Source organism: Cellulomonas sp. 73-92 (assembly GCF_001898175.1).
GTDB lineage: Bacteria > Actinomycetota > Actinomycetes > Actinomycetales > Cellulomonadaceae > Cellulomonas.
This window is the reverse complement of record NZ_MKTH01000024.1, coordinates 291,850-317,462: the sequence shown is the minus strand read 5'-3', so window position 1 is coordinate 317,462 and position 25,613 is coordinate 291,850. Positions and strand designations below refer to the sequence as shown.

Genomic DNA, 25,613 nt, shown 5'->3' with positions numbered 1-25,613 from the left:
GAGCGGAGAAGGTCCGAGACGACGCCAGTCGACTCGATCCGCGGCGAGACGGGCGAGCCTGCCGTCGCGCTGCAGGGGGTCGAGGGTTCGAGTCCCTTCAGCTCCACGTTGTGATGTCTCAGGACATCGTGAACGGCTGAACCCTCGGTTTCGGGGGTTCAGCCGTTTTTCGTTGGGGCTGGTAGGTGCGTTCGGGGTTGATGTGGTGCTCGGCGAGGATCACGCCGTCGATGTCGATGGCGGTGGTGTCCAGGCCGTGCAGCAGCAGGTTCACGGGGGTGCCGGCGTGGGTGCGGCCGATGGCTAGGTGCAGCATGCGGTTGGCCCAGCGCAGCGAGATCTTCCCGGAGGCGTCGACGGTGTCGTAGCGCACTCGCCATAGGTCCGGGTCGTCGGGTCGGGCCGGGGTGGCCTTGGGGATGCGGGTGTAGGCGACTGCCGGGGTGAGCCGGTGCAGGGCCCGGTGGGGCCGGTGGTGGTTGTAGTGCTCGGCGAAGGCGTCCAGCACGCCTTGCAGCTGGCCGATGGTCGCGGCGGGGTGGGCGGCCAGGTACTTCTTCAGGGTCTGCCAGAGCCGTTCGATCTTCCCCTGGGTGGTCGGCTTGTAGGGGCGCCCGTTCTTCTGGGTGATGCCCTCGATGGCCAGCAGGGTCTCGAACGCGTTGGCGTGCCCGCGGCCGGCCGGACCGCCGGCGTAGCGGGTGGTGTAGACGTTGCCGTTGTCTGTCAAGGTGGCCGCCGGCCAGCCGTGCTGCGCAGCGGCGCTGGTGAAGGTGCTGGTCACGGTCCGTCCGGTGACGCGTCGGTGGGCCGACAGGTGCAGCAGGAACCGGGAGTGGTCGTCCAGCCAGCCGATGATCTCCACCTCCAGGCCGCCGGTCAGGCGCCAGTGTGTGAAGTCCGACTGCCAGCAGCCGTTGGGTTGCTCGGCCGCGAAGCGGATGTAGGAGGACCGGGGACGCTTGTGCGGCTGGGCGAGGATCCGGTGGTTCGACGTCAAGATCCGCCACACGCTGGAGCGACTGATCGACGCGCCCTGCGCGGTCAGCAGGTGGTGGATGGTGTCCGCGCCGGCGTCCAGCCCGGCGCCGGTCAGCTCGTCGCGCAGCTGAACGACCCTGGCGCGGGTGGCCTCGTCGATGCGGGCCGGACTCGACCGTGGTCGTGACGAGCGCGGGGTGAACGCAGCTTCGCCTTCGACCAGCCACCGGTGGTGCAGTCGGTGCACGAGCGTCTTGCTCACCCGATAGCGAGCGGCGACCTGCCCGTACGACAGCCCGAGATCGACCACGGCCCTGACCAGCACTTCCGGCTTGTCCACCGCCCGACCGTCGCCCAGGCGCCGTTCACAAGGTCCTGAGACATGCCGACCGCCAGCACCACACCGTTCACAGTGTCTTGAGACACCCGTTCACAAGGTCCTGAAACCAGACACCTTCAGCTCCACGTTTGAGCAGGTCAGAGGCCGTTTCTCCGGGTGGGGAGGCGGCCTTCATGCTTGTCGGTGGCCAGAAAGTCGCCGCAAAGTGCCCATGCGTTCAAGGACTCTGAGGCGCAGGGGAGTGGCCTGACCTCGGTGTTCGCGTTGCCGCCGGAGCATGGGAGTCGACTCCGGGGTGCGTTGCGTATGGGGCTCGAGTTTGCAGGTGCGCAGTTCAGCGATGTGAGACTTGAATCCCCCGAGAGATCGGCGGGTCGCGTCACGCCCCACCTCATCGAACTTGGATTCACTCGATACCCAAGATGGCCTGGCGAACCAGCTCGATGAACTCGTCGGTGAGGTGCTTGCGTCGGTAGCCGTGGCGGTAGTTCTTCGGCTATTCTTGCTACGGGTTCGCATCGTTCTGCAAAACACGTTTCGGGCGTTTCCTTGCAGGGTAGCCCCTTGAAGCCCGAGTACTGCATCCTGTCAGCGTGCGGGTGGCCGGCGAGACGGCCCGGCCTATCGCCGGACGATCGCGTGATCATGATCGGCGGAGCACTCGCTCGGAATGCGTGGCCACGGTCCGCCATTTCCTTTGTCGGACCGCGCCCGGCAAAGGAAGGACGAAGGTGAGCGCCAGCAACCATCTTGACACCAAAGCGCTCGCGGGCCCACTTGGTATGGTTTCGTCAGCGTGCCGGCGACCGGGGCCGTTGTGTGCACCGCCTTCGGGCACGCCCCGCCGCTCGCCGCTCTAGCTGCAGTCGGCGCTCCCACGGGCTTGGTGACTTGTCGCCCGGGCTGCGACCCACTGATGCTCAGCTACACCGATCTGTCCGCCGGACGAACTTCAGATGCAGGGGATGGCGGCCGTCCGACTCCCGACGACATAGGCGGAACCGATGACACACGCACAGGTGGGGCTCTTTGCCGTCGGCACAGCCGCTCACGCGTACCTGGAGTTCGACCGGACGTCCCTCGCCGATGCCGACCGCGTCGTCAGCGCGGCTGCCGCCATCGCGACGGCCCACGATTCCACGACTGGTGTGAACCTGGTCATCGGCTTCCGCCCGGAGCTGTGGTCAGCCACACGGCCCGGCGCCTTGCCGGCCGGCACGACCAGCTTCACCGAGCCGATCGTGGGACCCGACGGGTTCTCGATGCCGGCCACGCAGCACGACCTGGTCGCCTGGGTGGCCGCGGCGGAGCGCGACCGGCTGTTTGACGTGGCGGCTGGCATCGCAGACAAGCTCGGCACCATCGTCGCCCTGGCCGACGAGACGCACGGTTGGCCCTACCAGCACCACCGCGACCTCACGGGGTTCATCGACGGAACCGAGAATCCCACTGCCGCCGAGGCGCCTGGCCTCGTCCTCGTCGCCGACCAGATGCCTGGTTCAGGAGGAGCCGTGCTCCTGGTCCAGCGGTGGGAGCACAACTACGCCGCCTGGACTGCCTTGCCGGACGCGGAGCAGGAACGAGTCATCGGACGCACCAAGCCAGACAGCGTCGAGCTCAACGATCGTCCCTCGACCTCGCACGCGGCACGCACGGACCAGGACGAGTACGGGAAGATCTTCCGCCGCAACACCGCCTACGGCACCCTCAGCCACCACGGCACGATGTTCGTCGGCTTCAGCGCCTCCCAACGTCCCTTGCAGGCGATGCTGCGCAGCATGGCCGGCCTCGACGGTGACCGCGATGCGCTCACCCGTTACGCGACTCCGCTCACCGGGTCGTACTACTTCGTACCGAGCTACGACGATCTCGTCGCCGCCGCCGACCAAGCTTGATCGCGTCCCCAACGTCGGCATGCTTCGCGGTCGGCACGGCAATATCCGGCATCGTCAAGGCAGAGGAGCGCGGCGGCGCGGTCGCGCGGGCACTGTCTTCCGGCTGGCGCGGCCGGAGGCCGGACCGTGGCGGTGGCTGGCGCCGCGGCCACCGCTCAGCCCTCGCGGAAGGTGACCCCGTACCCGCCGCGCGGGTAGTGCCAGGTCAGGGTGCCGGGCGGCGCCACCGCCCGGCAGGTGCCGCACTCGAGGCACGCGGCGTACGCGACCGCGAGCGAGCCGTCGGGCTCCTGCGAGTACACGTGCGCCGGGCAGATCCTCACCAGGAGGGCGCCGGCACCGGTGCGACGCGCCTCCTCCTGGTGCACCTCGATGTGGCTGCACTCCTCGTCGAGCGTGAACGAGTTGCGCGCGAGCCGGTCGTGGACGCCGCCCAGGTCGACCATGGTGCTCCTCACAGCGCCCTCACCGCCGCCCAGCCGTCACGGGCGAGCCGGGTCAGCGTGAGGTCGGTCTTCTTCAGCGCCGCACGCGCCGTCGGCAGCAGGTGCCGGCGAGGGGTGAGGTCGAGGTCGTAGACGCCGTGCAGCACGTCCGCCAGCAGCAGGCCGTAGTCGCGGTACAGCCGGGGGTTGTCGAGGAACGCCGGCGCCTTGGCGTAGGTGGTCATGTCCGCCTGGACGAAGCCGGCGGCCAGGTGGGTCCGGTAGCGGTCCATCGCCGTCTGCGACACGTCGCGGGCCTCGAGCGCCTCCTCGACCGTGGCGGCGGCGGCCAGGGCGGATCCCGCCGCCAGGTCCATGCCGCGCACCGTCAGGCCGGTGTTGAGGGTGAACCCGGCGGCGTCCCCGACGAGCAGCAGCCCGGGCCGCGCCAGGTCGTGCGCCACCATCGCCGGGCCGTCCTCGATGGTGAGGTGGCAGCCGTACTCCAGCGGTTCGCCGCCCGCCAGCAGGGGCGCCACGGCGGGGTGCGCGAGGAAGCGGTCGTGGATGTCCGACGAGGACGCGCCGCGCGCGTCCAGGTCGTCCAGCCGCAGCACCACCCCGACGGACACGGACTCGGCGTTGGTGTAGAGGAAGCCGCCCCCCGCCACGCCGTCGGTGCAGTCCCCGACGACGGCGTACGCCACGCCCTCGTCGCCGCTGACCCGGAACCGGTCCTCGATCGTCGTGCGCGGCAGGCCGATGACGGACTTGACCCCGACGGCGAGGTGGGCGGGCGGCTCCGCGGCGCGGATCCCGGCGCCCTGGGCGAGGAAGGAGTTGACCCCGTCGGCGGCGACGACGACGTGGGCGCGCAGCGCGTCGTCGCCGGCCTGCACCCCGACCACCACGCCGTCCTCGACCAGGAGCCGGTCGACCCGGATCCCCGGCATCACGGTGACGCCGGCCTCCTCGCACCGGGCGGCCAGCCACGGATCGAGGCGCGCTCGCAGCACGCTCACCGCGTTGACGGGGTCGGCCAGCCTGTCGTCCCAGTAGTCGACGTTCACGTGCGACGTCGGGTTGAGGAAGCTCAGCACGTTGCGCGTGATGCGCCGCTCCACCGGCGCCTGGTCGACGAAGCCGGGGAACATCTGCTCCATGACCCGGCAGTAGAGGACGCCGCCGGACAGGTTCTTCGCCCCCGGCTCGGCCCCTCGCTCGAGGAGCACCACCTCGTGGCCGGCCTGCGCCAGCCGGTACGCGCAGACGCAACCGGCGACGCCGGCGCCGACCACGATGACGTCGAAATCGACGCCGGACCCACTCATGCCGCTCCTCCCCGGGGGACGTGGCCGGTCGTGGCCCCCGGGAAGGGACCACGACCGGCCACGACCAGGCCTGCTACAGGACGCCGGCCTCGATCCGCTCGGCGATGTCGTCGGCGGTGAGCCAGCCGGAGGTCAGGGCGAAGCCGTTGGCCGAGCCGGGGATCGGCAGGCTGTAGGACTCGCCGAACAGCCCGCCGGCGTCGCAGCCGACCGAGTACAGGCCGGGGATGGGCGCGCCGGCCTTGTCCAGGCAGCGCATGTGGTCGTCGATCCGGATCGCGCCCATCGTGATCATGATCCCGGTCTCCATCTTCACGCCGTAGAAGGGCGGGGTGGTGACCGGCAGCAGGAACTTGGCGGGCTTGTGGAACCGGGTATCCTCGCCCGCGGCGCAGGCGGCGTTGTAGGCGTCGACCTCGGCGCGCAGCACAGTCGGGTCCACACCCATCTTGACGGCGAGCTCCTCGACGGTGTCGGCGCTCACCACGTTGGTGCGGGTCTCGTCGGCCGCGTCCGCCTCGATCTCGGTGGGCAGGTTGACGAGCTTCTCGCCGTTGCGCACGTAGATGCCCAGGCCCACCTCGTTGCCGTCCTCCACCAGGTGGCGGATGGTCGCGGTGTCGAAGACCGACCAGAACATCGAGCCCGGCAGCCCCGCCGTGACGTCGCCCGCGTTGCCGAAGTTGAGGCCGATGACCTCGTCGGTGAACCGGCGCCCGTGGGCGTTCACCCAGAAGTAGGGCTGGAAGCCCGCGGCGTTGGTGTGGCTGGTGATGGTCTTGTCCCGCATGATCGGGAACAGCAGCAGCGTGCCGATGGACGGGTGCTCGGTGCCGCCCGCCGCCAGCACCATGCCCAGGCCGTCGCCCGTGTTGCCGGGGCCGCCGACGTTGATGAGCTTGCCGCCCAGGTGGTCGTAGCGCGTGTACTTGTCGATGAGCTCGGGGTTGCCCGCGTAACCGCCGGTGCCGATCACCACGGCCTTGGCGCCGAGCCGCACCTGCTCGCCGTCGGCGTCCCTGGCCGCCACGCCGACGACCTTGCCCGTCGCGTCCTGCAGCACGGACGTGGCCGTGGTGGACAGGAAGATGTCGACGCCGCGGTGCCGGGCGTCGGCCTCGAGGAGCTCGATGAGGTGGGCCACCTCGCCCTCGGGCAGGTGCCACGTGACGAGCTCGCCGGGCTGGTCCACCGCGGTGACGGTGACGTCCTCGTAGACGGCACCCTCCTCGTCGCGCATCTTGACGATGGTGGTGGCCGCGTTCGCGACGAAGCGGCTGACGATGGTGGGGTCGGCCCGCCAGTGGGAGTAGTCCAGGTAGGTGTCGAACGCCTGCGTCTTGGTGACGGTGATGCCGCGCTTGATCTGCTCGTCGGACTCGAACGCCGCGTGGCCCTCGGCGAACGCCGAGCTGCCGCCGGTGTGCTCCTCCTTCTCCAGCAGTGCGCAGGTCAGGCCGTCCTTGGCCGCCTGCACCGCACACGACAGCCCGGACGCCCCACCGCCGATGACGACGACGTCGTAGCTGGAGTCGAACTGCTCACTCATGATGGTCTCCTGACGTGGACTCTTGCGGGGTCACTGCTGCAGTGCCGCGATGAGGGCCGGCACCACCTCGTACAGGTCGCCGACCGCGCCGTAGTCGGCGCGGCGGAAGATGCGGGCCTTGGGGTCGTTGTTGATCGCGGCCAGGACCTTGGCGCCGCGCACGCCCTCCAGGTGCTGGGGTGCTCCGGAGATCCCGACCGCCAGGTAGAGGCGGGGGGAGATGTGCTGGCCGGAGCGCCCGACGTAGCGGGACCGGTCCAGCCAGCCGAGGTCGTCGGCGACTGGCATCGAGCAGCCGACCTCGGCGCCCAGGGCCTGAGCGAGTCGTTCGACGAGGGCGACGTCGGCCTTGGCGTGCACGCCACGGCCGAAGGACACGACGGTGCGCGCGTCGACGATGCCGCTGGCGGGCGGCGCCGGCTGGGTGCCGGCCACCACCATCTCCGCGGCGGCCGTGTCGGCCTTGGCGACCGTGCCGGGCGCGACGCCGGTCGCGGCCGGCCGGTCCGCGGCCTCGTCGGCAGCCAGGATCAGGGCCAGGGGAGCGGGGGCGGTCAGCGTCTCGATCGCCTCGCCGCCGAGCACGGCGCGCCGCACGGTCCACCGCGGCCCGTCGGTCACCGCGAGCACGCCGGGGACCAGGCTCGCCCCGGCCGCGGCGGCGGCCGCACCGAGCAGGGTGCGCGCGGCGGGTCCGCCCGTGCTGACCAGGAGGTCCGGGCTCGCGGCCGCGACCTGCGCGGCCAGGTTCACCGCGTACGCTTCGGCCGGGGTGTCCCGGGCGGGCTCCACCCACACCACCGGCACCCCCGCGGCCGCCACGGCGTCCGCGAGCGGCTGCGGCCCGACGACGGCGGCGGTGACGGTGCCCCCGGAGGCCCGGGCGACCTCGAGCGCCGCCGGCCAGGCCTCGTCGGCCACGACGATCCAGACCCCGCCCATCGGCCCCGCCGTCCCTCTCGTCGTCCGGTCGTCCGTCGTGGCGCTCACAGCACGCCCTCCGCACGCAGCGCCGCGACGAGCTGGCCGGCCACCTGCTCCGGCGACCCTTCGAAGACGTGCGTCGCCCGCGGCGGCGGCAGCTCGCTGCCTCGGCTCTCGACGTCGCCCACGGTGGCGCCGACCTGGGCCAGCGTCAGTGTGGTGAGAGGGCGCTTGCGGGCCGCGAGCAGCTCCTTCATGCCCGGGACACGGTCGACGTCGGCCTCGGCGGCGACCCCCACGACCACCGGCGTGCCGAGCCGCACCGTCGTGGTGCCCTCCGGCGTGCGGCGCGTGGCCAGGACCTGACCGTCCTCGGCCGTCGCCGACGTGACGGCGACCAGCGCGGGCCAGCGCAGGTGCCCCGCCACCGCGACGGCGACGCCGGGGTCCTGCTTGGCGTCGCCGATGACGACCACGTCGACGTCGCCGATGTGGCGCACCGCGGCCGCGATGATCGCGGCTGTCGCGGCGTTGTCCGCCAGGGCGGGCGCGTCGGTGACCGAGCAGGCGGTCTGGACGCCCCGGGCCAGCGCCCAGCTGGCGTCGCCGCTGCCGAGGGTCAGGCCGACGAGCTCCCCGCCGGACGCCGTGGCGATCCGCTGCGCGGCCGCCAGGGCGGCGGGGTCGTCCTCGCCCGCGGCCATCTTCGCGCCGCGCCAGTCGACGCTGCCGTCGGCCCGGACGGCGGCAGCACCGGGATCCCGTGCCCACTTGTAGACGATGACGACCCGCATCGCGGCCTTCCTCCCGTGGCGTTCACCGGGCGCCCGAGGGCGCCCGGAGCGGCGGGGGCGACCGGCGCCTGCGGCGCCCGCTCACCCTCGGACAGGACCCACGATGGCGCCCTGCGGCGGCGCGGACCAGCATCGTTCGGGCGGACCTGCGCGACCGATCGGTTACCCCTCGGGGGTATGCGCCGACCGGTCGCCGGGGGACCGTCGGGTCAGGAGACGATGCCCTTGCGGACGCTGTAGACGGCGACCTGGACCCGGTTGCGCATGTGGAGCTTGTCCATGACGCGGCCCAGGTGCTTCTTCACGGTGGTCTCGCCCAGGTGCAGGTCGCGGGCGATCTCCTCGTTGGACAGGCCGTCGACCAGCAGCCGCAGCACGTCGAGCTCACGCACGGTCAGGGTGTCGCCCGCCGGTGGCTCCGCGCCGTGACGTCCGATCGGCGCGCCCGTGAACTCCGCGAGCACCTGGGCGGCCAGGGCGCTGGACAGCGCGGTCTCGCCGCGCATCACGGCCGCCAGGTAGTCGTGGAGCCGGTGCGCCGGCTCGTCCTTGATGACGTAGCCGTCGGCGCCGCTGCGCAGCGCCTGGTACACGTCCTCGCCCAGCTTGGACATCGTCAGCATGACGACCTTGACGGACGGGTCCTCGGCGCAGATGCGGGCGGTGGCCTCGACCCCGCCCATGGGTTCCATCCGCACGTCCATGAGCACCAGCTGCGGGCGCAGCCGGCGCGCCAGCTCGATCGCCGTCGCGCCGTCCGACGCGGTCGCGACGACCTCGAAGTCGGGCCACTTGCCGATGAGGGAGGTCAGGCCGTCGAGGAACAGCTCGTGGTCGTCGACCACGAGCACGCTCGTGGGCTCCATCGGCTCAGATCCTCTCGAGCACGCTGACGCCCGGGCCGCCCACCGTGCGTCCCGCGGGGTTCAACGGCGCCTCCGCGGCCACCAGCGTGCCGCCGGCCGGCATCGACGTGATGGCGAGGGTGCCGCCCACCTGGGCCATGCGCTCGCGCATGATGCACAGGCCCAGCCGCGAGTCCGGGACGCTGGCCGGGTCGAACCCGATGCCGTTGTCCTGGATCTCCATGCGGACGCGGGTGCTCGCCGCGAACAGCCGGACCGTCACCGCGGTCGCCGCCGCGTGCAGGTGGCAGTTGGACAGCGACTCCTGCAGCACCCGCAGCAGCTGTGCCGAGACGGTCACGGGCACCTGGTCCACGACCGCTCGGTCGCGGCACACGAAGTGCGCCTGCAGCTCGAGCTGGCTGCGGAAGGTGTCCAGGTGCTCGCGCACCGCGTCGACGAGCCGGCCGCTGCCGAGCGCGGCGTCCGCGCGCAGGCCCAGCATCTGGTGGCGCAGGCTCTTCTGCAGGCTGTCGACGGAGGCCTGGAGCGTGGCGACGTCCGCGTCCAGGAGGTCCGAGCCGGTCTCGACGTCCAGCCGGACGGCCTCCACCTGGAGGCCGAGCGCCGCCGTCTGCTGCGCCAGGTCCACGTGCAGCTCCTCGCCGAGGCGCCGCCGCTCCTGCAGGGCCCCCAGCTCCTGCTCGCGCTCGCTGGACTGCCAGCGGTACAGGGCGTTGCCGAGGATGCGGCCGGCCACGGCGAGGAAGGCACGGACGTCGTCGTCCAGGTGGAAGTCCCCGTCGAAGGCCAGCAGGACGGCGCCCAGGTGCCGGCCGTCGGCGTGGATCGAGACCACGATGCCCGACGTGCCGAACCAGGCCTTGAAGTCGTCGGGCAGGATCGCCCAGGACTCGTGGTCGAGGTGGTCCGCCGCCGAGACGGGCCACTCCTCGGCGTTGATCCACGGCGAGCGCAGGTGCTGCACCGCCGGCATGGTGCCGAAGCCCTCCTGCAGCACGCGGCGCTGGGCGTCGTCAGTGACCAGCTCGAGCCTGGTGCCGGTGCGGTCGAGCAGGAAGATCGGCGCCAGCTTCGCGCCGACGAACCTGCGGATGCGATCGGCGGCGTCCGTCAGCGTCTCGACACGGTCCTGCGACCAGTTGAGGACGTCGTTGATCCGCACCAGCTCCGTCAGGAGCGTCACGGCGTCGACGTCGGCCACGCTTCGAGGGTAGGGACCGGGCGGTGCGGCGTCAGGGGACCGGGGACCCAGGGGGACCCTGGCTCTCTCCAGGTGCCTGGACACGGTTTCCCGCGCGGCTGACTGGGGTTCGAGCCCCGAGGACATCACGAGCGCGCAGTGTCGGCTGTCCGTCTCGGTGGCGAACGACACGGGCTCGCCGGCTGAGTCAGAACGCGACGGCCGACGCCAACGCCTCGATCGTGGCCGCGACGGCGGGTACGCGGAGCAGGTCCGGCGTCGTGACGGCGTGCACCGTGCGCGCCGAGGTCCCTGCAGCCTCTCGCACGACGACGCCGGGGTGCCGGTCGGCCGTCCGCCGCGCCAGCCCCGGCACCAGCGCCACGCCGAGGCCTGCCGCGACCAGGGAGAGGACGGCCACGTAGTCGTCGGTCGCATAGGCGATGTCGGGCGTGAACCCGCATCCGGCGGCGGCCGTCAGCAGGTGTCCCCGGCAGCGGGGGCACCCCGCGATCCACGTCTCGGACGCAAGGTCCGCCAGGTCGAGGTGCTCCTGGTGCGCGCGGGGGTGGTCCTCGGGTAGCGCGACGAACGTCGGGTCGTCGAGCAGGTGGCGCGAGACCAGCCCGGACAGGTCGTCCTCGTACCGGCCGAGCTCGACACCGGGGTAGGCGAACGCCACCGCGAGATCGCAGGCGCCGGTGCGTAGCGACGCGAGGGACTGCGGCGGCTCTGCCTCCTCCAAGGTCACGGTCAGGCCGGGGTGGCTCTTGCGCAGCGTGGCGAGAGCCTTCGGCACCAGTGTCGCGGACGACGAGGGGAACGCCGCGAGCCGCACGACGCCGGCCTGCAGCCCGGTCAGCGCCGCCACCTCGGCCCCCGCGGCACGCACGGCCGCGTTGACGGCGACGCCGTAGGTGGCGAGCACCTGGCCCGCTTCGGTGAGGCGCACACGGCGGCCGGAGCGGTCGAGCAGCGCCGTGCCAAGCCGCCGCTCCAGCCGACGGACATGCTGGGACACCGCTGGTTGGCTGGCGTCGAGCGCTTCGGCGGCAGCCGTGAGCGTGCCGTGCTCGGCGATCGCCTGCAGAAGGCGCAGCGCGCCGACGTCCAGCCCGCGGAGGGCATCGTCCACGGGGAGGACCATAACGTCTGCGAATGGACTCCGTCGTCGATCTGCCGTTGTGTGATCGACTGCGTCGCGCCAACCTCGGCTCGTGACGCTGCAGACACTCCGATCGGCATTCACCCCTGCCCCTGGTTACCTCAACACGGCGACGTGCGGCCTACCGATGAGTGGCACAGCCGAAGCGATGGTGAACGCGATCGCGGCATGGCAGGCGGGGTCACCAGACCTCGTCGCGTACGACGAAGCAGTCGCTGCAGCACGAACGGCGTTCGGGCGTGTCGTGGGAGTGCCCGCCGCACACGCCGCGATCGGGGCGACGACGGCCGAGTTCGTCGGGCTCGTCGCGGCCAGTCTGCCCGCAGGTGCCGAGGTGGTGACGGCGTGTGGGGACTTCACCTCCGTCACCTACCCCTTCCTCGCCCGCGGGGACCTCAGGGTGGTTGACGTGCCGCTGGGCCGCATCGCCGACGCGATCGGCCCGCGCACCGCCGCGGTCGCGTTGTCCCTGGTCCAGTCGATCGACGGTGCGATCGCGGACCTCGACGCGATCGTGGACGCTGCCCGGGCGCACGAGGCCCTGACGGTCGTCGACCTGACTCAGGCCGCCGGCTGGCTGCCCGTTGACGCCAGCCGCCTCGATGTCACCGTCACCTCGGCCTACAAGTGGCTGTGTGCACCGCGCGGAACCGCGTTCCTCACTGCGGGGGAGGAGGCTCGCGACCGGCTACGCCCGGTGCACGCCAACTGGTACGCGGGCGAGGACGTGTGGGGCTCCGTCTACGGGCACGACGTGTGTCTCGCCCACGACACCCGCCGCTTCGACACGTCGCCCGCCTGGCTGTGCTGGGTGGGCGCCGTGCCCGCGCTCGAAGCCTTCGCCGACGAGCTCGCGGGGCCCGACCCCGACGCGATCCGCCGCCACGACGTCGGTCTGGCCGACGCACTGCGCACCCGCCTCGACATGGCTCCCGCCGGAACCGCGATCGTCTCGCTGCCGGACCCCGACGGCAGCAAGGCCGACCGCCTCGCCGCTGCGGGGATCCGTGCGGCCGGCCGGGGCGAGTGCGTGCGACTCGGCTTCCACGTGTGGAACGACATGGAGGACGTCGCGGCAGCACTTGCCGCCCTCATCTGACCCACCTGAGGGCCGCCGAGAGGGGCACGCCGGCGATGCCGCCGTCGCGGGTGCAGCCGTAGCGGGCGGCGGTGACGCCGGATGACCGCGGCGAGGTGCCGTGCTTGTAGGCCGCATACCCCTGGGGGGTACTGTGGGTGAGCTCGACGGCTCCGCCGGGCTCAAGCGAAGGAGATACCGATGCGCCTCTTCGACGACCCCGCAGACGACGCCCGCGTGATCGATCCCGTCTGCGGGATGAAGGTCGAGCCGGCAGGCGCCGCTGCCAGCCGCGAGTTCGAGGGGACCACCTACTCCTTCTGCTCGACGGGCTGCGCCGCGGCCTTCGGGGTCGACCCTCGCCGCTACGTCCGGTAGGCGCGCCGTGCCTCAGCGGACCGTGGTGCTCGACGTCAGGGACCTGCACTGGGCCACGTCGCAGCCGGTGCTCGAGCGGAGCCTGAGGCGGCGCCCGGGCGTCGTCGACGTCTCGGCCAACGCCGCCGCCCAGACGGCGACCGTGACGTACGACGCCGCGGCGACATCGGTGGCCGAGCTGACGAGGTGGGTGCGGGACTGCGGGTACCACTGCGCCGGTCGGTCGGTCCCCGAGCACGTGTGCGACCCGATGGCCGAGCCCACCGAGGCGATGGCGGCCGGCCCGATGCCTGCGATGGCCGGGGGACACGCGGGCCACGCCGTGGCGCACGACGAGCACGCCGCGATGGCCGGCGCGCCCGGTGCGCACGAGGCCATGGGTCACGGCGGTCACGGTGGGTCGATGGCGGACATGGCCCGCGACATGCGCAACCGCTTCGTCGTGGCGGCGGCGCTGTCGGTCGTCGTGCTGCTGTGGTCGCCGATCGGGCGCGACGTGCTGCACTTCGGCGCACCGGCGCCGTTCGGCCTGCGCGACGACGTCGTCGCGCTGATCGCCTCGCTGCCGGTGGTGGCGTACTCCGCGTGGATCTTCTTCGACGGGGCGGTCCGTGCCCTGCGGGCCAGGACGCTGGACATGATGGTGCTGGTCGCCGTCGCCATCGGCGCCGGCTGGCTGTACAGCCTCGTCGTCACGCTGACGGGTGGCGGGGAGGTGTTCTACGAGGCGGCGACCGTCCTGACGACGTTCGTCCTGCTGGGGCACTGGCTGGAGATGCGCGCTCGGGGCGGCGCGAACGACGCCGTCCGGACCCTGCTCCAGCTGGCTCCGCCTCGGGCGGTCGTCCTGCGCGACGGCGAGGCCGTCGAGGTGCCGACCGACGAGGTCGAGGTCGGCGACCTGCTCCTCATCCGACCCGGGGCGAAGGTGCCCGTCGACGCGACCGTCGAGGAAGGGGAGTCGGAGGTCGACGAGGCGATGGTCACGGGAGAGTCGCTGCCGGTGGCGAAGGGCCCCGGCGACGGGTTGGTGGGCGCGTCGATCAACACCACCGGCTCCCTGCGCGCGCGGGCGACGAAGGTGGGCACGGACACGACGCTGGCCCAGATCGTGGCGCTCGTGCAGCAGGCGCAGAACTCCAAGGCCCCCGGTCAGCGCCTGGCGGACCGGGCCGCGTTCTGGCTCGTCCTCGTCGCCCTCCTCGGTGGGGTGGCCACCCTGGTGGCGTGGCTGGCGGTCGGCGCGGGTCTCGCACAGGCGATGCTCTTCGCCATCACGGTCGTCGTCGTCACGTGCCCGGACGCCCTGGGACTGGCCACGCCGACCGCGATCATGGTCGGCACCGGCCTGGGCGCCCAGCGCGGCGTCCTGGTGAAGAACGCCACCGCGCTGGAGACGTCCGCCGGCATCGACACGGTCGTGATGGACAAGACCGGCACCCTGACCACCGGCGAGCCCGAGGTCACCGACGTCGTCGCCGGCGGCGTGGACGAGCTCGAGCTGCTGAGCCTGGCGGCGGCGGTCGAGCGTGAGTCCGAGCACCCGCTGGCCCGAGCCGTCGCCCGGCACGCCGCCCACCGCGGCGCACCGCGCCGCGTGGCCACCGGGTTCCGCAACGTCCCCGGGCGCGGGGCGACCGCGACCGTCGACGGCCACCAGGTGCTCGTCGGCAACCAGCGCCTGCTGGAGGCCGAGGGCGTCGACCTCGGCGACCTCGCGGCACGACGGGACGCGCTGGCCGACGACGGCAGGACCGCCGTGCTGGTCGCCGTCGACGGTCGGGCGGTCGGGGTCATCGCCCTCGCCGACGCGCCACGGCCGACGGCCGCGGCGACCGTCCGCGCGCTGCACGACGCCGGCATCAGGGTCGTCATGCTCACCGGCGACAACCGGGCGACCGCCGAGCGCATCGCCACCGAGCTCGGCATCGACACCGTCCTGGCCGAGGTGCTGCCGCAGGACAAGGCGGCCCAGGTCACGGCCCTGCAGGCCGCCGGACGCCGCGTCGCGATGGTCGGCGACGGCGTCAACGACGCGCCGGCCCTGGCCACCGCGGACCTCGGCATCGCCATCGGAGCGGGCACCGACGTGGCGATCGAGACCGCCGACGTCGTCCTCATGCGCTCTGACCCGCTCGGGGTGCCGACCGCGCTGCGCATCGGGCGCGCGACCGTCCGCAAGGAGCACCAGAACCTCGGCTGGGCGATCGGCTACAACGCCCTCGCCCTGCCCATCGCCGCGGGCGCCCTCTACGCCTGGCTCGGGCTGTGGCTGCGCCCCGAGATCGCGGCCCTGACGATGTCCGGCTCCACGCTCATCGTCACCGCCAACGCGCTGCTGCTGCGCCGGCTGCGTCTCCCCGAGGCAGCGTGACCGTGCCTGATACGTGGTCGGGCGGCGAGCACGGCAGCGGACCTACGATGCGGCGCGTGGAGTGGTGGCCGGCATGACGAGCGACGAGCCGGGGCGGTTCCGCGCGCTCGTGGTGGACGACGAGCCGAGCCTGGTGCGGGCGGTCGTCGGCTACCTCGAGCTGGACGGCTTCCTGGTCAGCTCCGCCTCGAGCGGCGAGGAGGCCCTCGAGGTCGCCCGGCGCGAGGCGCCCGATGTCGTGGTCCTCGACCTCGGCCTGCCCGGCATCGACGGGATCGAGGTGTGCCGGGCGCTGCGCACGTTCTCCGACGCCTACGTCGTCATGCTCACGGCCCGGGCCGACGAGGTCGACAAGCTCGTCGGCCTGTCGGTGGGGGCCGACGACTACGTCACCAAGCCCTTCAGCCCACGCGAGCTGATCGCCCGGATCCGCACCATGCTGCGCCGCCCGCACATCGGCGTGCGCCAGACGACGAGCACGGCGGCCTCGTCGGCCCCGGCCCCGAGCGCGCCGGAACCCGGGCCGGAGGGGCGGCGGTTCGGCGCCCTGACCGTCGACCCGGTCGCCCGCGAGGTCAGCCTCGGGGGCAGCACCGTCCACCTGACCAGGACCGAGTTCGACGTGCTCGACGCCCTGAGCGGCCATCCGCGGCAGGCGTTCACGCGCCGTCAGCTGATCGACACGGTGTGGCAGTCGGACTGGGTGGGCGACGAGCACCTCGTCGACATCCACGTCGGCAACGTGCGCCGCAAGCTGGGCGACGACCCGCAGGCGCCGCGCTACATCCTCACGGTCCGGGGCGTCGGCTACCGGATGGGTCCCGGCTGACTCACGGCCGCGCCGGCAGGGTGATGGTGAACGTCGCGCCGCGTCCGGGGCCGTCGGAGCGGGCGCTGATGGTCCCGTGGTGGGCCTCGACGATGCCGCGGGCGATCGTCAGGCCGATGCCCGAGCCGTGCCGGCCGGGGCCGGCAGCCGCCCGCCCGCTCGTCGGGGCTCCCGCGCGGTAGAAGCGCCGGAAGAGCAGCGGGGCCTGCTCCGGGCCGAAACCCTCGCCGTCGTCCGCGACGACGAGGGTGGCCAGCACCCGGCGCGGTTCGTCCGGGTCGGGGATCGGGCCGTCCAGGCGCACGACGACCTGACCCCCGCCGGGCGTGTGGCGCAGCGCGTTGTCCAGGACGTTGAGCAGGGCCTCGACGATGCGGTCGGCGTCCACGACGACCGTGGGCCGTTGCCCACCCGGCTGGATCTCGAGCTCGACGCCGGCGGCGCGGAACTGGGGCAGCATCACCGCCACGGCCCGCTGGGCGAGGTCCGCCAGCGCGGCGGGCTGCGGGTCGAGCGCGAGCTGGCGCTCCTCGGCGCGGGAGACCGACTCGATGTCGGCGACGAGCCGGTGCAGCTGGCCCACCTGGTCGGTGAGGGTGGTCAGGGTGGCCTCGTCCATCGGCAGCACGTGGTCACCGATGGCCTCGACGGTCGCCTCGAGCGACGCGACGGGGGTGCGAAGCTGATGGCCGAGGTCGCTCAGCAGCCGCCGGCGGGTGTCCTCAGACGTCGACAGCTGGGTGGCGAGCGCGTTGATCGACGAGCTGAGCGCGGCGAACTCCGGACCGAGGCGGGGGTCGGCGGCGCGCGCCTCGTACACGCCGTTGGCCAGGCGGCCGGTGACGAGCGCCAGGTCGCTCACCGGCGTGGCGATGCGCCGGGCCACGAGCCAGGTGACCAGCCCCGCCGCGACCACCGCCGTGAGCGTCCCCGTGCCCAGCGAGATCAGCGTCGCCTGCGTGAACGCGCGGTCGACGTGGGTGGTCACGGCCGGGGTGAGGTTCGGCGCTCCAGCCCGGCTCAGGTGCTCCATGAACACGGCCGGGGCCACCAGCAGCGACACCGCCAGGAGCGTCCCGGCCCCGGTCAGCACCACCAGGGCCATCGCCGCGAACAGGCGCCCGCCCAGGCCCAGGCGCGAGAACGACGAGCGCGGCCGGCGGGGCGTCGGGTCCGTGGCCGTCTCGGGGGCGTCGCTCATCCGCCGTGCCTGGCGACGAACCCGGCGTGCCGCGTGGTGGCGGTCACCGGCCACCGGGGCGGCACGCCCCTCACCGGTCGCCCCGCGCCTGCCGGAGGGCCGCCCGCTGCGCCTGGTACGTCTCGAGGTCGATCTCGCCGCGCGCGAACCGCCGGTCGAGGATGTCCTCGGGCGACTCGGGCCCGCGGTCGCCGCGGCTCGCGCCGCCCGAGGGGAGCAGCCGCACCACCGCGTAGAGGATCACGCCCAGCAGCACCAGCCAGAACAGGCCCATCCCGAGCCAGGCCCAGCCCGTGCCCATGCCGTACCAGCCCATCATCGCCGCACTCCCTCCGCCGGTCCGGCCCGCGGCCGGACGAGGTCCGGGGCATCAGCCCGGCTCCCGCCACCCTCCCGCGTCCGTAGCCATGTCAGCCGGGGTGAACGACGAAGGTTCGACGAAGGTGTAGCAGCCCTGGGCACCTCGCGCAGCGGGTCAGGAGACGGTGAGCTCGGCGTACATCCCGGCCGCGTAGTGGCCGGGGACGTTGCAGATCAGCTCGTACCGGCCGGCCGGCAGGTCGAGCGTGGTCCAGCCGGCGGTGCCGGGCTGGATGCCGTCCCCGGCGTCGGCGCCGCCGCTGCGTGACGCCTCGCCGAGGCTGCCCGACTCGTCGACGGTGCCGTCGGCTCCGACCGCGCGGGTCCCCACCCGCTGGCCTGCCGCCAGCGGCAGCACGACGAGCTCATGGCTGCGCCATCCGGCATTCGTCAGCACCAGCGAGACGGTGCCGGCGGGGGCCGAGGCGCGATCGAGGACCAGCCCCGCCCGGCCGCCGCCCATCATCGCGCCCATGTCGACGGCGGTGACGCGCACGGTGGTCCCGGCCAGCTGCGGGACGGACGCGACGACGTGGCCGCCCATCATGCCGCCCCAGCCGCCGCCGACGACCGCGGCGCTCGGCCGGCTCGGGCCACCCCAGGCGACCGCCGCCGTCACCGAGCCGACGAGCAGGACCACGGCCGTGACCAGGACGACGACCAGCCGGGTGCGTCGGCGGCCGTCGCTGCGCCCTGGCACGGCCGGTCGGCCGGGGCCGCCGGCCATCGGTGCCGTCACCGTGCACCCCCGTCGAACAGCGCCGCCCGCTGCGCCCGGTACGTCTCGATGTCGATCTCCCCGCGCGCGAACCGCCGGTCGAGGATCTCCGCGGGGGAGTCCGCACCGCGGTCACGGCCGCCGGCCCTACCCGACGGCAGGAGCCGCACCACCGCGTAGAGGATCACCCCCAGCAGCACGAGCCAGAACAGGCCCATCCCGAGCCAGGCTCCCCAGCCCATGCCCATGCCGTACCACCCCATCATCGCCGTGCACTCCTCTCATCGCGCCGAGCACGTCGCCGAAGAACCGGCGCCCCTGTCGGCACGACCACCATCCATCGGGCGACCACGGGTTCCCCCGGGTGTTCGCCTCACGTTTGCCAGAGGTCTGGCGGGTGTCCCTCAAGGACCGCCAGGTGCCCGGTGGCTCCGAGGTCGGGTGCTTCGTCGGGCCCTGCCGGCGCGCCTCGACGGACGCGGGCGCCTCACATGCGTTCCTTGACGCCCGCCCGGATGAGCCACCAGTTGACGGGGTAGGCCGTGACGAATCCGACGACCATCGCGACCTGCATGACGGCCCAGAACTGGGGCGAGGCCACGGCGAGTCGCCCGCCGGCGAGCGCGGGGACCACGGCGAGCTGGGCGAGCGCCATGGTGCCGTACATCCCCACCTGCCACGCCGTGATCGACAGGGCGTCAGCGGTCACGGCGGCCCTGAGGCCCTCGCGACGGGACAGGTGACGCATGGGCGCGATGGCGAAGTACTGGAACGCGATGCCGATGCCGAACGCGAGCGCGAAGTCGAGCACCCAGCCCGCGTAGAGGCGGTCGGCGAAGATCCAGCGGTAGCCGCCGGCCACCGCCACCGCCGGGAGCGCGACGATGAGCCACTCGGCGACGAGGTCGCCCAGGGCGCATCCCGCCCCGCAGTGCGACGTGCCGATGACCACCGCGACGGCCATGGGCGGCTCGCGCCGGTGCTGATCGTGGCCGCGCCGGGCGCCCCGGCCCCACCGCAGGTAGGCGGCCGTCCAGAGCAGCGACCCGAACAGCGCGGTGAGCGGCCAGACGACCGCCATGACGGCCATGCGCTGCGGCCGGCGCAGCACGTCGACGACGATGAGCAGGGCGCATGCCAGGCCGAGGCCGAGGGTGGTCCAGGCCACGGCGGCGGTCCAGGTGGGCAGGTCGGCGCTATGGAGCTCGACGACGGCAGGCATCGGCTGGTCACCTCTCGGGTGCGCGCGGGGTACGGCGGCACCCCGGGACGGCCGGGCGTGGGCCCCTGCCCGGGCAGGCTCGCGGCGCCGGACCTCGGGCGCCACGGGCGAGCGACTCTCACCGAGGATGTCATCCGCCGCGTGGTGCCGGCATCTGGAGGGCGGCCGCTCCGCCAGGCAGCGGGCACGCGGCCCGGCTGGTCATCCCTCGAGGATCACCTCGAGCAGCCGTGCCGCCGCAGGGCCGGGCGACGCCGGTCCGCGCCAGACGGCGCGGATGCGGCGGCGCAGCGGACCGCCGCGATGGTGGGCCGCGTGCGCGTCGGCCAGCGGCACCTGCACCAGGCGACCCTCCGCGAGCTCGGCCTGCACGGCGAGCCGGGAGATGACGGTCGGGGCGACGCCGGACAGCGCCGCGGCGACGAGGGCCGTGGTCGAGGCGACCTCGACGGCGGCGGTGGGCCGGACGCCGTCCTCGGCGAGCCAGCGCTCGAGCACGTCCCGGGTGCCCGAGCCGGGCTCCCGCAAGGCCAGCGGCACGCCGTCCAGGTCCCGCGGCCGCAGCGGCGCCGTCGCGCCGGCCCACGGGTGGGTGGCCCGCACCAGGAGCGCGAGCTCGTCGGTGCAGATCGTGGTGCTGCGCAGCCCGTGCGGTGCGGAGGCGCCCTCGACGAAGCCCAGGGCGACCGCGCCGGAGCGCACCTGCTCGGCCACGTCCGCGGAGTTCGCCATGCGCACGGCGATGCTGATCTCCGGCGCCTCGTGCGCCATCCGGACCAGCCACTGGGGCACCAGGTGCTCGGCGACCGTCAGGCTGGCGCACACCGTCAGCTGGGTGGCCGCCTCGCCACGCAGGGTGCGCGCGGCGTCCGTCAGGTCGCTCGTCGCGGCGAGCACCCGGCGCGCGAGCTCCACGACGATCCGCCCCGCGTCGGTGAGCTCCGAACCCGTGCGTCCGCGTCGGACGAGCGTCAGCCCGAGCCGTCGCTCGAGCGCGCGGACGCCGTCGCTGGCGGAGGGCTGGCTGATCCCGAGGGACCGTGCGGCCGCGCCGATGCCGCCGGCGTCGGCCACGGCGACGAGGAGGCCGAGGGCCCGCAGGTCCGGCGCCGCGGCCGGGGATGTCGCCATAGGGGCAGCCTATGACGTGATCGGCGACCGGCGGCTAGCGGGCACGCCAGCACGGGCGGAGGCTGCTCGGGTGACCAGCCCCGAGACCTCTCTCGCCCCGACCGCCGTCAGCGTGCCCGTCGTCCGCAGCCGCCGCTGGCCGGGCCTCCTGCTCGCCGTCGCGCTCGGCGGCCTCGCCACGTGGGTGGGCGTCCTCGTCCCGGTCGTCGGCGGGCCCGTGATCGGCATCGTGCTCGGCGTGCTGACCCGCGAGGTGCTGGTGCGACGCTCGGTGTCGCTCGAGCTCGCGCCCGGTGCCCGGTTCGCCTCCAAGCAGGTGCTGCAGGCCGCCGTGGTGCTGCTCGGGCTCGGGCTGTCCCTCACCCAGGTGGTCCGCACCGGCCGGTCCGCCCTGCCGGTGATGCTGGGCACCCTGACGGTCGGGCTCGTCGGCGCCGCGCTGGTCGGCCGGCGCCTGGGGCTGGACCGCGAGACGCGCACCCTGGTCGGCGTCGGGACCGCCATCTGCGGCGCGTCGGCGATCGCGACCACCAGCGCCGTCATCGGAGCGTCGGAGGTGGCGATCGCCACCTCCGTCACCACGATCTTCCTGTTCAACGCCCTGGCCGCGGTGCTCTTCCCGTTCATCGGCCACGCGATGGGGCTGTCCCAGGCGGCGTTCGGCCTGTGGGCCGGCACCGCGATCAACGACACGTCCTCCGTGGTGGCCGCCGGGACCGTCTTCGGGGCCAGCGCCCTGGCCACCGCCGTGGTCGTCAAGCTGACGCGGACCCTGATGATCGTGCCGATCTCCCTGGGGCTGGCGGTCGGCGCCCACCGCCGGGCGCGGGCCGCCGCCACCGCGGCCGGCGGACGGGCACCGACGCTGCGGTGGTCCAGGCTGGTCCCGCCGTTCCTCGTCCTCTTCCTCATCGCGGCGGGCGTGAACAGCACCGGAGTGGTGCCGGCGGGCTGGCTGCCGGGCGTGGGCTGGACGGCGCGGGTGCTGACGGCCGTCGCGCTCGCCGGCGTGGGGCTGCTCACCCCGGTGGAGGGCCTGCGCCGCGCCGGGTGGCGACCGCTCGCCCTCGGCGGCGTGCTGTGGGTCGCGGTGGCGAGCAGCAGCCTCGGGCTGCAGGCGCTCACGGGGCGCCTGTAGCGGCGCGCGGACGCGCGAGCCGCGCGTCCGCGAGGGAGGCGGACCGGGCCCGGCCGGGCCTTCGGAATCCGGCCGGCGGCCGGCGGGTTCCTCCCACATGAACCCGTTCGGGCACCTGCAGCCGCCCGGCTGCGACGGCTCGTGCGCGGCCTGGACCGCACCTGAGCCCACCGTCACCACACGCTGAGGTCACGCGTCGCACGAGACCCCCGTTCCCACGAGAGAGTGAGCCGAGACCATGGCCGACGTCGTCGAGAACCCGTTCGTCATCACGCCGGGAACCGTCCAGCAGGGCCGCAAGCGAGTCCGGGCTTTCAGCGCTGGGGAGCTGGTGGTGGACTCCGTCGCACCGTTGCAGGTGTGGGAGCACCCGTACTTCCCGGAGTACTTCTTCACCGCGCAGGACCTCGAGGTCGAGCTGCGACCGGCGGGCCGGGGCCCGCGCTCCAAGGTCCTCGGTGTCAGCGACGTCTTCGACGTCGTGATCGGGAACCGGGTCCTGCCGCGCGCGGCGCGTCGTCATCCGGAGGCCGAGGTGGTCGCGCTCCGGGACGCGTACGCGCTCACGTGGTCGGCATTGGACACCTGGCTGGAGGAGGACGAGGTCGTCTTCACCCACCCGCGGAGCCCGTACGTGCGCATCGACGCGCTGGCCAGCAGCCGCCACGTCGTCGTGACGTGCGCAGGCGTGGTCGTCGCGGACTCGCGCCGTCCGGTCGTGCTGTTCGAGACGGGGCTCGTCCCGCGCTACTACCTCCCGCAGGTCGACGTCCGGATGGACCTGCTGACGCCCGTGTCCACGGTCAGCCACTGCCCCTACAAGGGCACGGCCACCTACTGGGACCTGACCGTCGACGGGACCACGGTCAGCGACGCGGCGTGGTCGTACCGCACCCCGTTGCCGGAGTCGACGAAGATCGCCGGTCTCGTCGCTTTCTGGCCCGAGAAGAGCCCCGAGCTGCACGTGTCCGTCGACGGCCAGGAGATCGGCGTCGGCTGACTGGTCGTGCCCGCGCCGGGCGGCACGTGCGACGCTCGGTCCACCTGCGACGCTCGGTCCACCTGCGAGGGGAGCACCGATGACCACGGACGGCGACGCGTCGGCGGAGGCCCGGCGACTGCGGTCGATCCCGCGGGGGCGGTCCGCGCCCACCGGCGCGCCGACGTGGGCGACGTGGGGTCCGTACGTGGCCGAGCGCGCGTGGGGCACCGTGCGCGAGGACTACTCCGCGGACGGGACAGCCTGGGAGTCGTTCCCGCACGACCACGCCCGGTCCCGCGCGTACCGGTGGAACGAGGATGGCATGGCGGCCGTGTGCGACGACCGCCAGCTGCTCTGCCTGGGCCTGGCGGTCTGGAACGGGCGCGACCCGATCCTCAAGGAACGGATGTTCGGCCTGACCGGCAACGAGGGCAACCACGGGGAGGACGTCAAGGAGTACTGGTGGTACCTGGACTCCACCCCCACCCACTCGTGGATGCGCTGGCGCTACCACTACCCGCAGGCCGGGTTCCCCTACGACGCCCTGGTGGCGCAGAACCGGGCGCGGGGTCGTCACGACCCGGAGTACGAGCTGGGGGACACCGGGGTCTTCGACGACGACCGCTACTGGGGCATCGAGGTCGCCTATGCGAAGCAGGCGCCCGACGACGTCCTCATGCGGGTGACGGTCGAGAACCACGGGCCCGACGAGGCGACGATCTGGGTGCTGCCGACCGTGTGGTTCCGCAACACCTGGGCCTGGGGACGGGACGCGACGCCCCGGCCGCAGCTCGACCTCGCGACCCCCGGCGCCGTGCGCGTCCGCCACCAGGACCTCGGCGAGATGCACCTGGCCTACGACCCCGAGGCGACGGCGCTCTTCTGCGACAACGAGACCAACAGCGAGCGCCTGTTCGGGTCGCCGAACAGGTCGCCGTTCCCGAAGGACGGGATCAACGACGCCGTCGTCCACGGCAGCGCGACCGTCAACCCGGACCAGGTCGGGACGAAGTGCGCGGTGCGCCACGAGCTCCGGGTCGGTCCGGGGGAGCGCCGCGAGGTGCGCGTGCGGTTGACCGCCGGGGCCGTGTCGGGCCTCGGCGACGACTTCGCGGCCGTCATGGCGCAGCGCGAGCGCGAGGCCGACGAGTTCTACGCGGCCCTCGTCGGCCCCCGGTTCACCCCGGACGAGGCGGGGCTGGCCCGTCAGGCGTTCGCCGGGCTGCTGTGGGGCAAGCAGTTCTACGACTACGACGTCCACGAGTGGCTCGATGGGGATCCCGCGGGGCCGCCGCCGCCCGACGCGCGCCGCGGCGGGCGCAACTCGGCCTGGCGGCACCTGTCGGCCCAGGACGTGTTCTCGATGCCGGACGCGTGGGAGTACCCGTGGTTCGCCGCGTGGGACCTCGCGTTCCAGGCCGTCGCCCTGGCGCACGTCGATCCCGAGCTCGCCAAGGAGCAGCTCCTCATGCTGCTCCAGGACACCTACATGCACCCGGGCGGCCAGATCCCCGCGTACGAGTGGGCCTTCGGCGACGTCAACCCACCGGTGCAGGCGTGGGCCGCGCTGCGCGTGTTCCACTGCGCGGGCGACGACGACTACGAGTTCCTCGAGCGCACGTTCCAGCGCCTGCTCATCAACTTCACCTGGTGGGTGAACCGGGAGGACGAGGGCGGCGACAACGTCTTCGAGGGCGGGTTCCTCGGCCTGGACAACATCGGCCCGATCGACCGTTCCGCGCCCCTGCCGGTCGCCGGGCGGCTCGAGCAGAGCGACGGCACGGCGTGGATGGCGATGTACTGCCTGGACATGCTCGAGATCGCCCTCGTCCTCGCCGAGCACGACGACGCCTACGAGACCATGGCCACGAAGTTCCTCGAGCACTTCGCCTACATCGCGACCGCCGCCCGCCGGCAGAACCTGTGGGACGAGGCCGACGGCTTCTACTACGACGTCCTCGCCGCCGCTGACGGCACCCGTACGCCGATCCGCGTGCGCTCGCTCGTCGGGCTGCTGCCGATGATCGCCACGACGACGCTCGGCACGGGCACGCTCGGCCGGCTGCCGGGGTTCGCCGCGGAGCTCGACTGGTTCATGGCCCACCGGCCCGAGTTCGCCGACCCGCTGAGCGTGACGCACGAGCGCGACGGGGGGCTGGGACGGCTGCTGGCGATGGTGCCGACGGCGAACCTGCACCGCCTGCTGGCGGCGGTGCTCGACGAGGAGGAGTTCCTCTCGCCGTACGGCATCCGGTCGCTGTCCAAGCGGCACCGGGACCAGCCCTTCGTCCTCGACCTGCCCGGGTTCCGGGCCGAGGTCGGCTACGAGCCGGGCGAGTCGCGGAGCGGCGTGTTCGGCGGCAACTCCAACTGGCGCGGGCCGGTCTGGCTGCCCGCCAACGTCATGCTCATCCACGGGCTGCGGAGGTTCGCGCGGCTGTACGGCGACGGGCTGCGGCTCGAGCTGCCGACCGGCTCGGGGCGGACCATGACGCTGTCGGAGGCCGCGACCGAGCTGAGCCGGCGCGTGACGTCCGTCCTCCTGCCAGGCGCCGACGGCCGGCGCCCCGCGCTCGGCGACGGTCCACCGTTCCGCGACGGCGTCGCCTGGCAGCGCGACGTGCTGTTCCACGAGTACTTCCACGGCGACACCGGCCAGGGCCTCGGCGCCTCGCACCAGACGGGGTGGACCGCGCTCGTCGCCGACCTGCTGCTGCACCGCGACGCGTCGATCGACGAACCCTGACAC

The 25,613-nt window shown here is 73.2% G+C and carries 23 protein-coding genes; 8 read left to right on the top strand and 15 right to left on the bottom strand.

Going from position 1 to position 25,613, the window contains the following annotated elements:
- Positions 1–118: 118 nt before the first annotated feature.
- A complete protein-coding gene (locus tag BGO37_RS16865) occupies positions 119–1,321 on the bottom strand; it encodes an integrase core domain-containing protein (protein WP_291756831.1) in 1,203 nt (400 codons plus the stop codon).
- A gap of 1,004 nt (positions 1,322–2,325) precedes the next feature.
- Here BGO37_RS16865 and BGO37_RS16860 point away from each other — a divergent pair.
- Entirely contained in the window at positions 2,326–3,216 is an 891-nt protein-coding gene (locus BGO37_RS16860) for a Dyp-type peroxidase (RefSeq protein ID WP_291756829.1), read from the top strand.
- Between the two features lie 155 nt (positions 3,217–3,371).
- Here BGO37_RS16860 and BGO37_RS16855 read toward each other — a convergent pair whose 3' ends face one another.
- The 8 genes from BGO37_RS16855 to BGO37_RS16820 all read right to left on the bottom strand — a co-directional run bounded on the left by BGO37_RS16855 (position 3,372) and on the right by BGO37_RS16820 (position 11,423).
- Positions 3,372–3,662, bottom strand: a complete 291-nt coding sequence (locus tag BGO37_RS16855) for a ferredoxin family protein (RefSeq protein ID WP_291756827.1) — start codon at positions 3,660–3,662, stop codon at positions 3,372–3,374.
- Positions 3,663–3,670: 8 nt separating this feature from the next.
- A complete protein-coding gene (locus BGO37_RS16850; RefSeq protein ID WP_291756825.1) occupies positions 3,671–4,972 on the bottom strand; it encodes an FAD-dependent oxidoreductase in 1,302 nt (433 codons plus the stop codon).
- A gap of 73 nt (positions 4,973–5,045) precedes the next feature.
- Positions 5,046–6,521 carry an FAD-dependent oxidoreductase gene (locus tag BGO37_RS16845; RefSeq protein ID WP_291756824.1) on the bottom strand — a complete coding sequence of 492 codons (1,476 nt, stop codon included), beginning with the start codon at positions 6,519–6,521 and terminating at the stop codon, positions 5,046–5,048.
- A gap of 30 nt (positions 6,522–6,551) precedes the next feature.
- On the bottom strand, positions 6,552–7,511 hold the full coding sequence (locus BGO37_RS16840) for an electron transfer flavoprotein subunit alpha/FixB family protein (protein ID WP_291756823.1): 960 nt from the start codon (positions 7,509–7,511) through the stop codon (positions 6,552–6,554).
- On the bottom strand, positions 7,508–8,239 hold the full coding sequence (locus tag BGO37_RS16835; protein WP_291756821.1) for a hypothetical protein: 732 nt from the start codon (positions 8,237–8,239) through the stop codon (positions 7,508–7,510). The genes BGO37_RS16840 and BGO37_RS16835 overlap by 4 nt, the downstream gene beginning before the upstream one ends.
- 209 nt (positions 8,240–8,448) lie before the next feature.
- The gene (locus tag BGO37_RS16830; protein ID WP_291756819.1) at positions 8,449–9,105 is read right to left on the bottom strand and encodes a response regulator transcription factor; all 657 of its coding nucleotides are present in this window, start codon (positions 9,103–9,105) and stop codon (positions 8,449–8,451) included.
- A gap of 4 nt (positions 9,106–9,109) precedes the next feature.
- Positions 9,110–10,309 carry an ATP-binding protein gene (locus tag BGO37_RS16825; RefSeq protein ID WP_291756816.1) on the bottom strand — a complete coding sequence of 400 codons (1,200 nt, stop codon included), beginning with the start codon at positions 10,307–10,309 and terminating at the stop codon, positions 9,110–9,112.
- A 187-nt stretch (positions 10,310–10,496) separates the two neighbouring features.
- Positions 10,497–11,423, bottom strand: a complete 927-nt coding sequence (locus BGO37_RS16820) for a LysR family transcriptional regulator (RefSeq protein ID WP_291756813.1) — start codon at positions 11,421–11,423, stop codon at positions 10,497–10,499.
- Between the two features lie 157 nt (positions 11,424–11,580).
- Here BGO37_RS16820 and BGO37_RS16815 point away from each other — a divergent pair, with 157 nt between their 5' ends.
- The 4 genes from BGO37_RS16815 to BGO37_RS16800 all read left to right on the top strand — a co-directional run bounded on the left by BGO37_RS16815 (position 11,581) and on the right by BGO37_RS16800 (position 16,112).
- On the top strand, positions 11,581–12,552 hold the full coding sequence (locus BGO37_RS16815; protein WP_291756811.1) for an aminotransferase class V-fold PLP-dependent enzyme: 972 nt from the start codon (positions 11,581–11,583) through the stop codon (positions 12,550–12,552).
- Positions 12,553–12,732: 180 nt separating this feature from the next.
- Positions 12,733–12,909 carry a YHS domain-containing protein gene (locus BGO37_RS16810; RefSeq protein ID WP_291756810.1) on the top strand — a complete coding sequence of 59 codons (177 nt, stop codon included), beginning with the start codon at positions 12,733–12,735 and terminating at the stop codon, positions 12,907–12,909.
- 7 nt (positions 12,910–12,916) lie between these two features.
- Complete coding sequence (locus BGO37_RS16805; RefSeq protein ID WP_291756809.1) at positions 12,917–15,283, top strand: cation-translocating P-type ATPase; 2,367 nt, start codon at positions 12,917–12,919, stop codon at positions 15,281–15,283.
- A 73-nt stretch (positions 15,284–15,356) separates the two neighbouring features.
- Entirely contained in the window at positions 15,357–16,112 is a 756-nt protein-coding gene (locus BGO37_RS16800) for a response regulator transcription factor (protein WP_291756807.1), read from the top strand.
- Position 16,113: 1 nt separating this feature from the next.
- Here BGO37_RS16800 and BGO37_RS16795 read toward each other — a convergent pair whose 3' ends face one another.
- The 6 genes from BGO37_RS16795 to BGO37_RS16770 form a co-directional block, all read right to left on the bottom strand.
- Positions 16,114–17,313, bottom strand: a complete 1,200-nt coding sequence (locus tag BGO37_RS16795; protein ID WP_291756805.1) for a cell wall metabolism sensor histidine kinase WalK — start codon at positions 17,311–17,313, stop codon at positions 16,114–16,116.
- Positions 17,314–17,383: 70 nt separating this feature from the next.
- Positions 17,384–17,632 carry a hypothetical protein gene (locus BGO37_RS16790; RefSeq protein WP_291756804.1) on the bottom strand — a complete coding sequence of 83 codons (249 nt, stop codon included), beginning with the start codon at positions 17,630–17,632 and terminating at the stop codon, positions 17,384–17,386.
- Between the two features lie 156 nt (positions 17,633–17,788).
- Entirely contained in the window at positions 17,789–18,373 is a 585-nt protein-coding gene (locus BGO37_RS16785) for a sulfocyanin-like copper-binding protein (RefSeq protein ID WP_291756801.1), read from the bottom strand.
- A 35-nt stretch (positions 18,374–18,408) separates the two neighbouring features.
- Positions 18,409–18,657: an SHOCT domain-containing protein gene (locus BGO37_RS16780; protein WP_291756799.1), complete on the bottom strand. Its 249-nt coding sequence runs from the start codon at positions 18,655–18,657 to the stop codon at positions 18,409–18,411.
- A gap of 221 nt (positions 18,658–18,878) precedes the next feature.
- Positions 18,879–19,613 (bottom strand): DUF4396 domain-containing protein, encoded by a 735-nt coding sequence (locus BGO37_RS16775; RefSeq protein ID WP_291756798.1) that lies wholly within the window; start codon positions 19,611–19,613, stop codon positions 18,879–18,881.
- Between the two features lie 201 nt (positions 19,614–19,814).
- Entirely contained in the window at positions 19,815–20,744 is a 930-nt protein-coding gene (locus BGO37_RS16770; protein WP_291756796.1) for a LysR substrate-binding domain-containing protein, read from the bottom strand.
- Between the two features lie 70 nt (positions 20,745–20,814).
- Here BGO37_RS16770 and BGO37_RS16765 point away from each other — a divergent pair, with 70 nt between their 5' ends.
- From BGO37_RS16765 to BGO37_RS16755, 3 genes are all read left to right on the top strand, one after another.
- Positions 20,815–21,882 (top strand): putative sulfate exporter family transporter, encoded by a 1,068-nt coding sequence (locus BGO37_RS16765; RefSeq protein WP_291756794.1) that lies wholly within the window; start codon positions 20,815–20,817, stop codon positions 21,880–21,882.
- Between the two features lie 238 nt (positions 21,883–22,120).
- A complete protein-coding gene (locus BGO37_RS16760; RefSeq protein ID WP_291756793.1) occupies positions 22,121–22,882 on the top strand; it encodes a DUF427 domain-containing protein in 762 nt (253 codons plus the stop codon).
- A 79-nt stretch (positions 22,883–22,961) separates the two neighbouring features.
- Positions 22,962–25,610, top strand: a complete 2,649-nt coding sequence (locus BGO37_RS16755; RefSeq protein ID WP_291756791.1) for a glucosidase — start codon at positions 22,962–22,964, stop codon at positions 25,608–25,610.
- The last annotated feature ends 3 nt before the right edge of the window (positions 25,611–25,613 follow it).

Excerpts from the sequence above, each read along its gene's own strand:
- BGO37_RS16860 (WP_291756829.1), top strand. The coding sequence starts at position 2,326 with ATGACACACGCACAGGTGGGGCTCTTTGCCGTCGGCACAGCCGCTCAC.
- BGO37_RS16855 (WP_291756827.1), bottom strand. The coding sequence starts at position 3,662 with ATGGTCGACCTGGGCGGCGTCCACGACCGGCTCGCGCGCAACTCGTTC.
- BGO37_RS16850 (WP_291756825.1), bottom strand. The coding sequence starts at position 4,972 with ATGAGTGGGTCCGGCGTCGATTTCGACGTCATCGTGGTCGGCGCCGGC.
- BGO37_RS16845 (WP_291756824.1), bottom strand. The coding sequence starts at position 6,521 with ATGAGTGAGCAGTTCGACTCCAGCTACGACGTCGTCGTCATCGGCGGT.
- BGO37_RS16835 (WP_291756821.1), bottom strand. The coding sequence starts at position 8,239 with ATGCGGGTCGTCATCGTCTACAAGTGGGCACGGGATCCCGGTGCTGCC.
- BGO37_RS16830 (WP_291756819.1), bottom strand. The coding sequence starts at position 9,105 with ATGGAGCCCACGAGCGTGCTCGTGGTCGACGACCACGAGCTGTTCCTC.
- BGO37_RS16815 (WP_291756811.1), top strand. The coding sequence starts at position 11,581 with ATGAGTGGCACAGCCGAAGCGATGGTGAACGCGATCGCGGCATGGCAG.
- BGO37_RS16810 (WP_291756810.1), top strand. The coding sequence starts at position 12,733 with ATGCGCCTCTTCGACGACCCCGCAGACGACGCCCGCGTGATCGATCCC.
- BGO37_RS16800 (WP_291756807.1), top strand. The coding sequence starts at position 15,357 with ATGACGAGCGACGAGCCGGGGCGGTTCCGCGCGCTCGTGGTGGACGAC.
- BGO37_RS16795 (WP_291756805.1), bottom strand. The coding sequence starts at position 17,313 with ATGAGCGACGCCCCCGAGACGGCCACGGACCCGACGCCCCGCCGGCCG.
- BGO37_RS16790 (WP_291756804.1), bottom strand. The coding sequence starts at position 17,632 with ATGATGGGCTGGTACGGCATGGGCACGGGCTGGGCCTGGCTCGGGATG.
- BGO37_RS16780 (WP_291756799.1), bottom strand. The coding sequence starts at position 18,657 with ATGATGGGGTGGTACGGCATGGGCATGGGCTGGGGAGCCTGGCTCGGG.
- BGO37_RS16775 (WP_291756798.1), bottom strand. The coding sequence starts at position 19,613 with ATGCCTGCCGTCGTCGAGCTCCATAGCGCCGACCTGCCCACCTGGACC.
- BGO37_RS16770 (WP_291756796.1), bottom strand. The coding sequence starts at position 20,744 with ATGGCGACATCCCCGGCCGCGGCGCCGGACCTGCGGGCCCTCGGCCTC.
- BGO37_RS16760 (WP_291756793.1), top strand. The coding sequence starts at position 22,121 with ATGGCCGACGTCGTCGAGAACCCGTTCGTCATCACGCCGGGAACCGTC.
- BGO37_RS16755 (WP_291756791.1), top strand. The coding sequence starts at position 22,962 with ATGACCACGGACGGCGACGCGTCGGCGGAGGCCCGGCGACTGCGGTCG.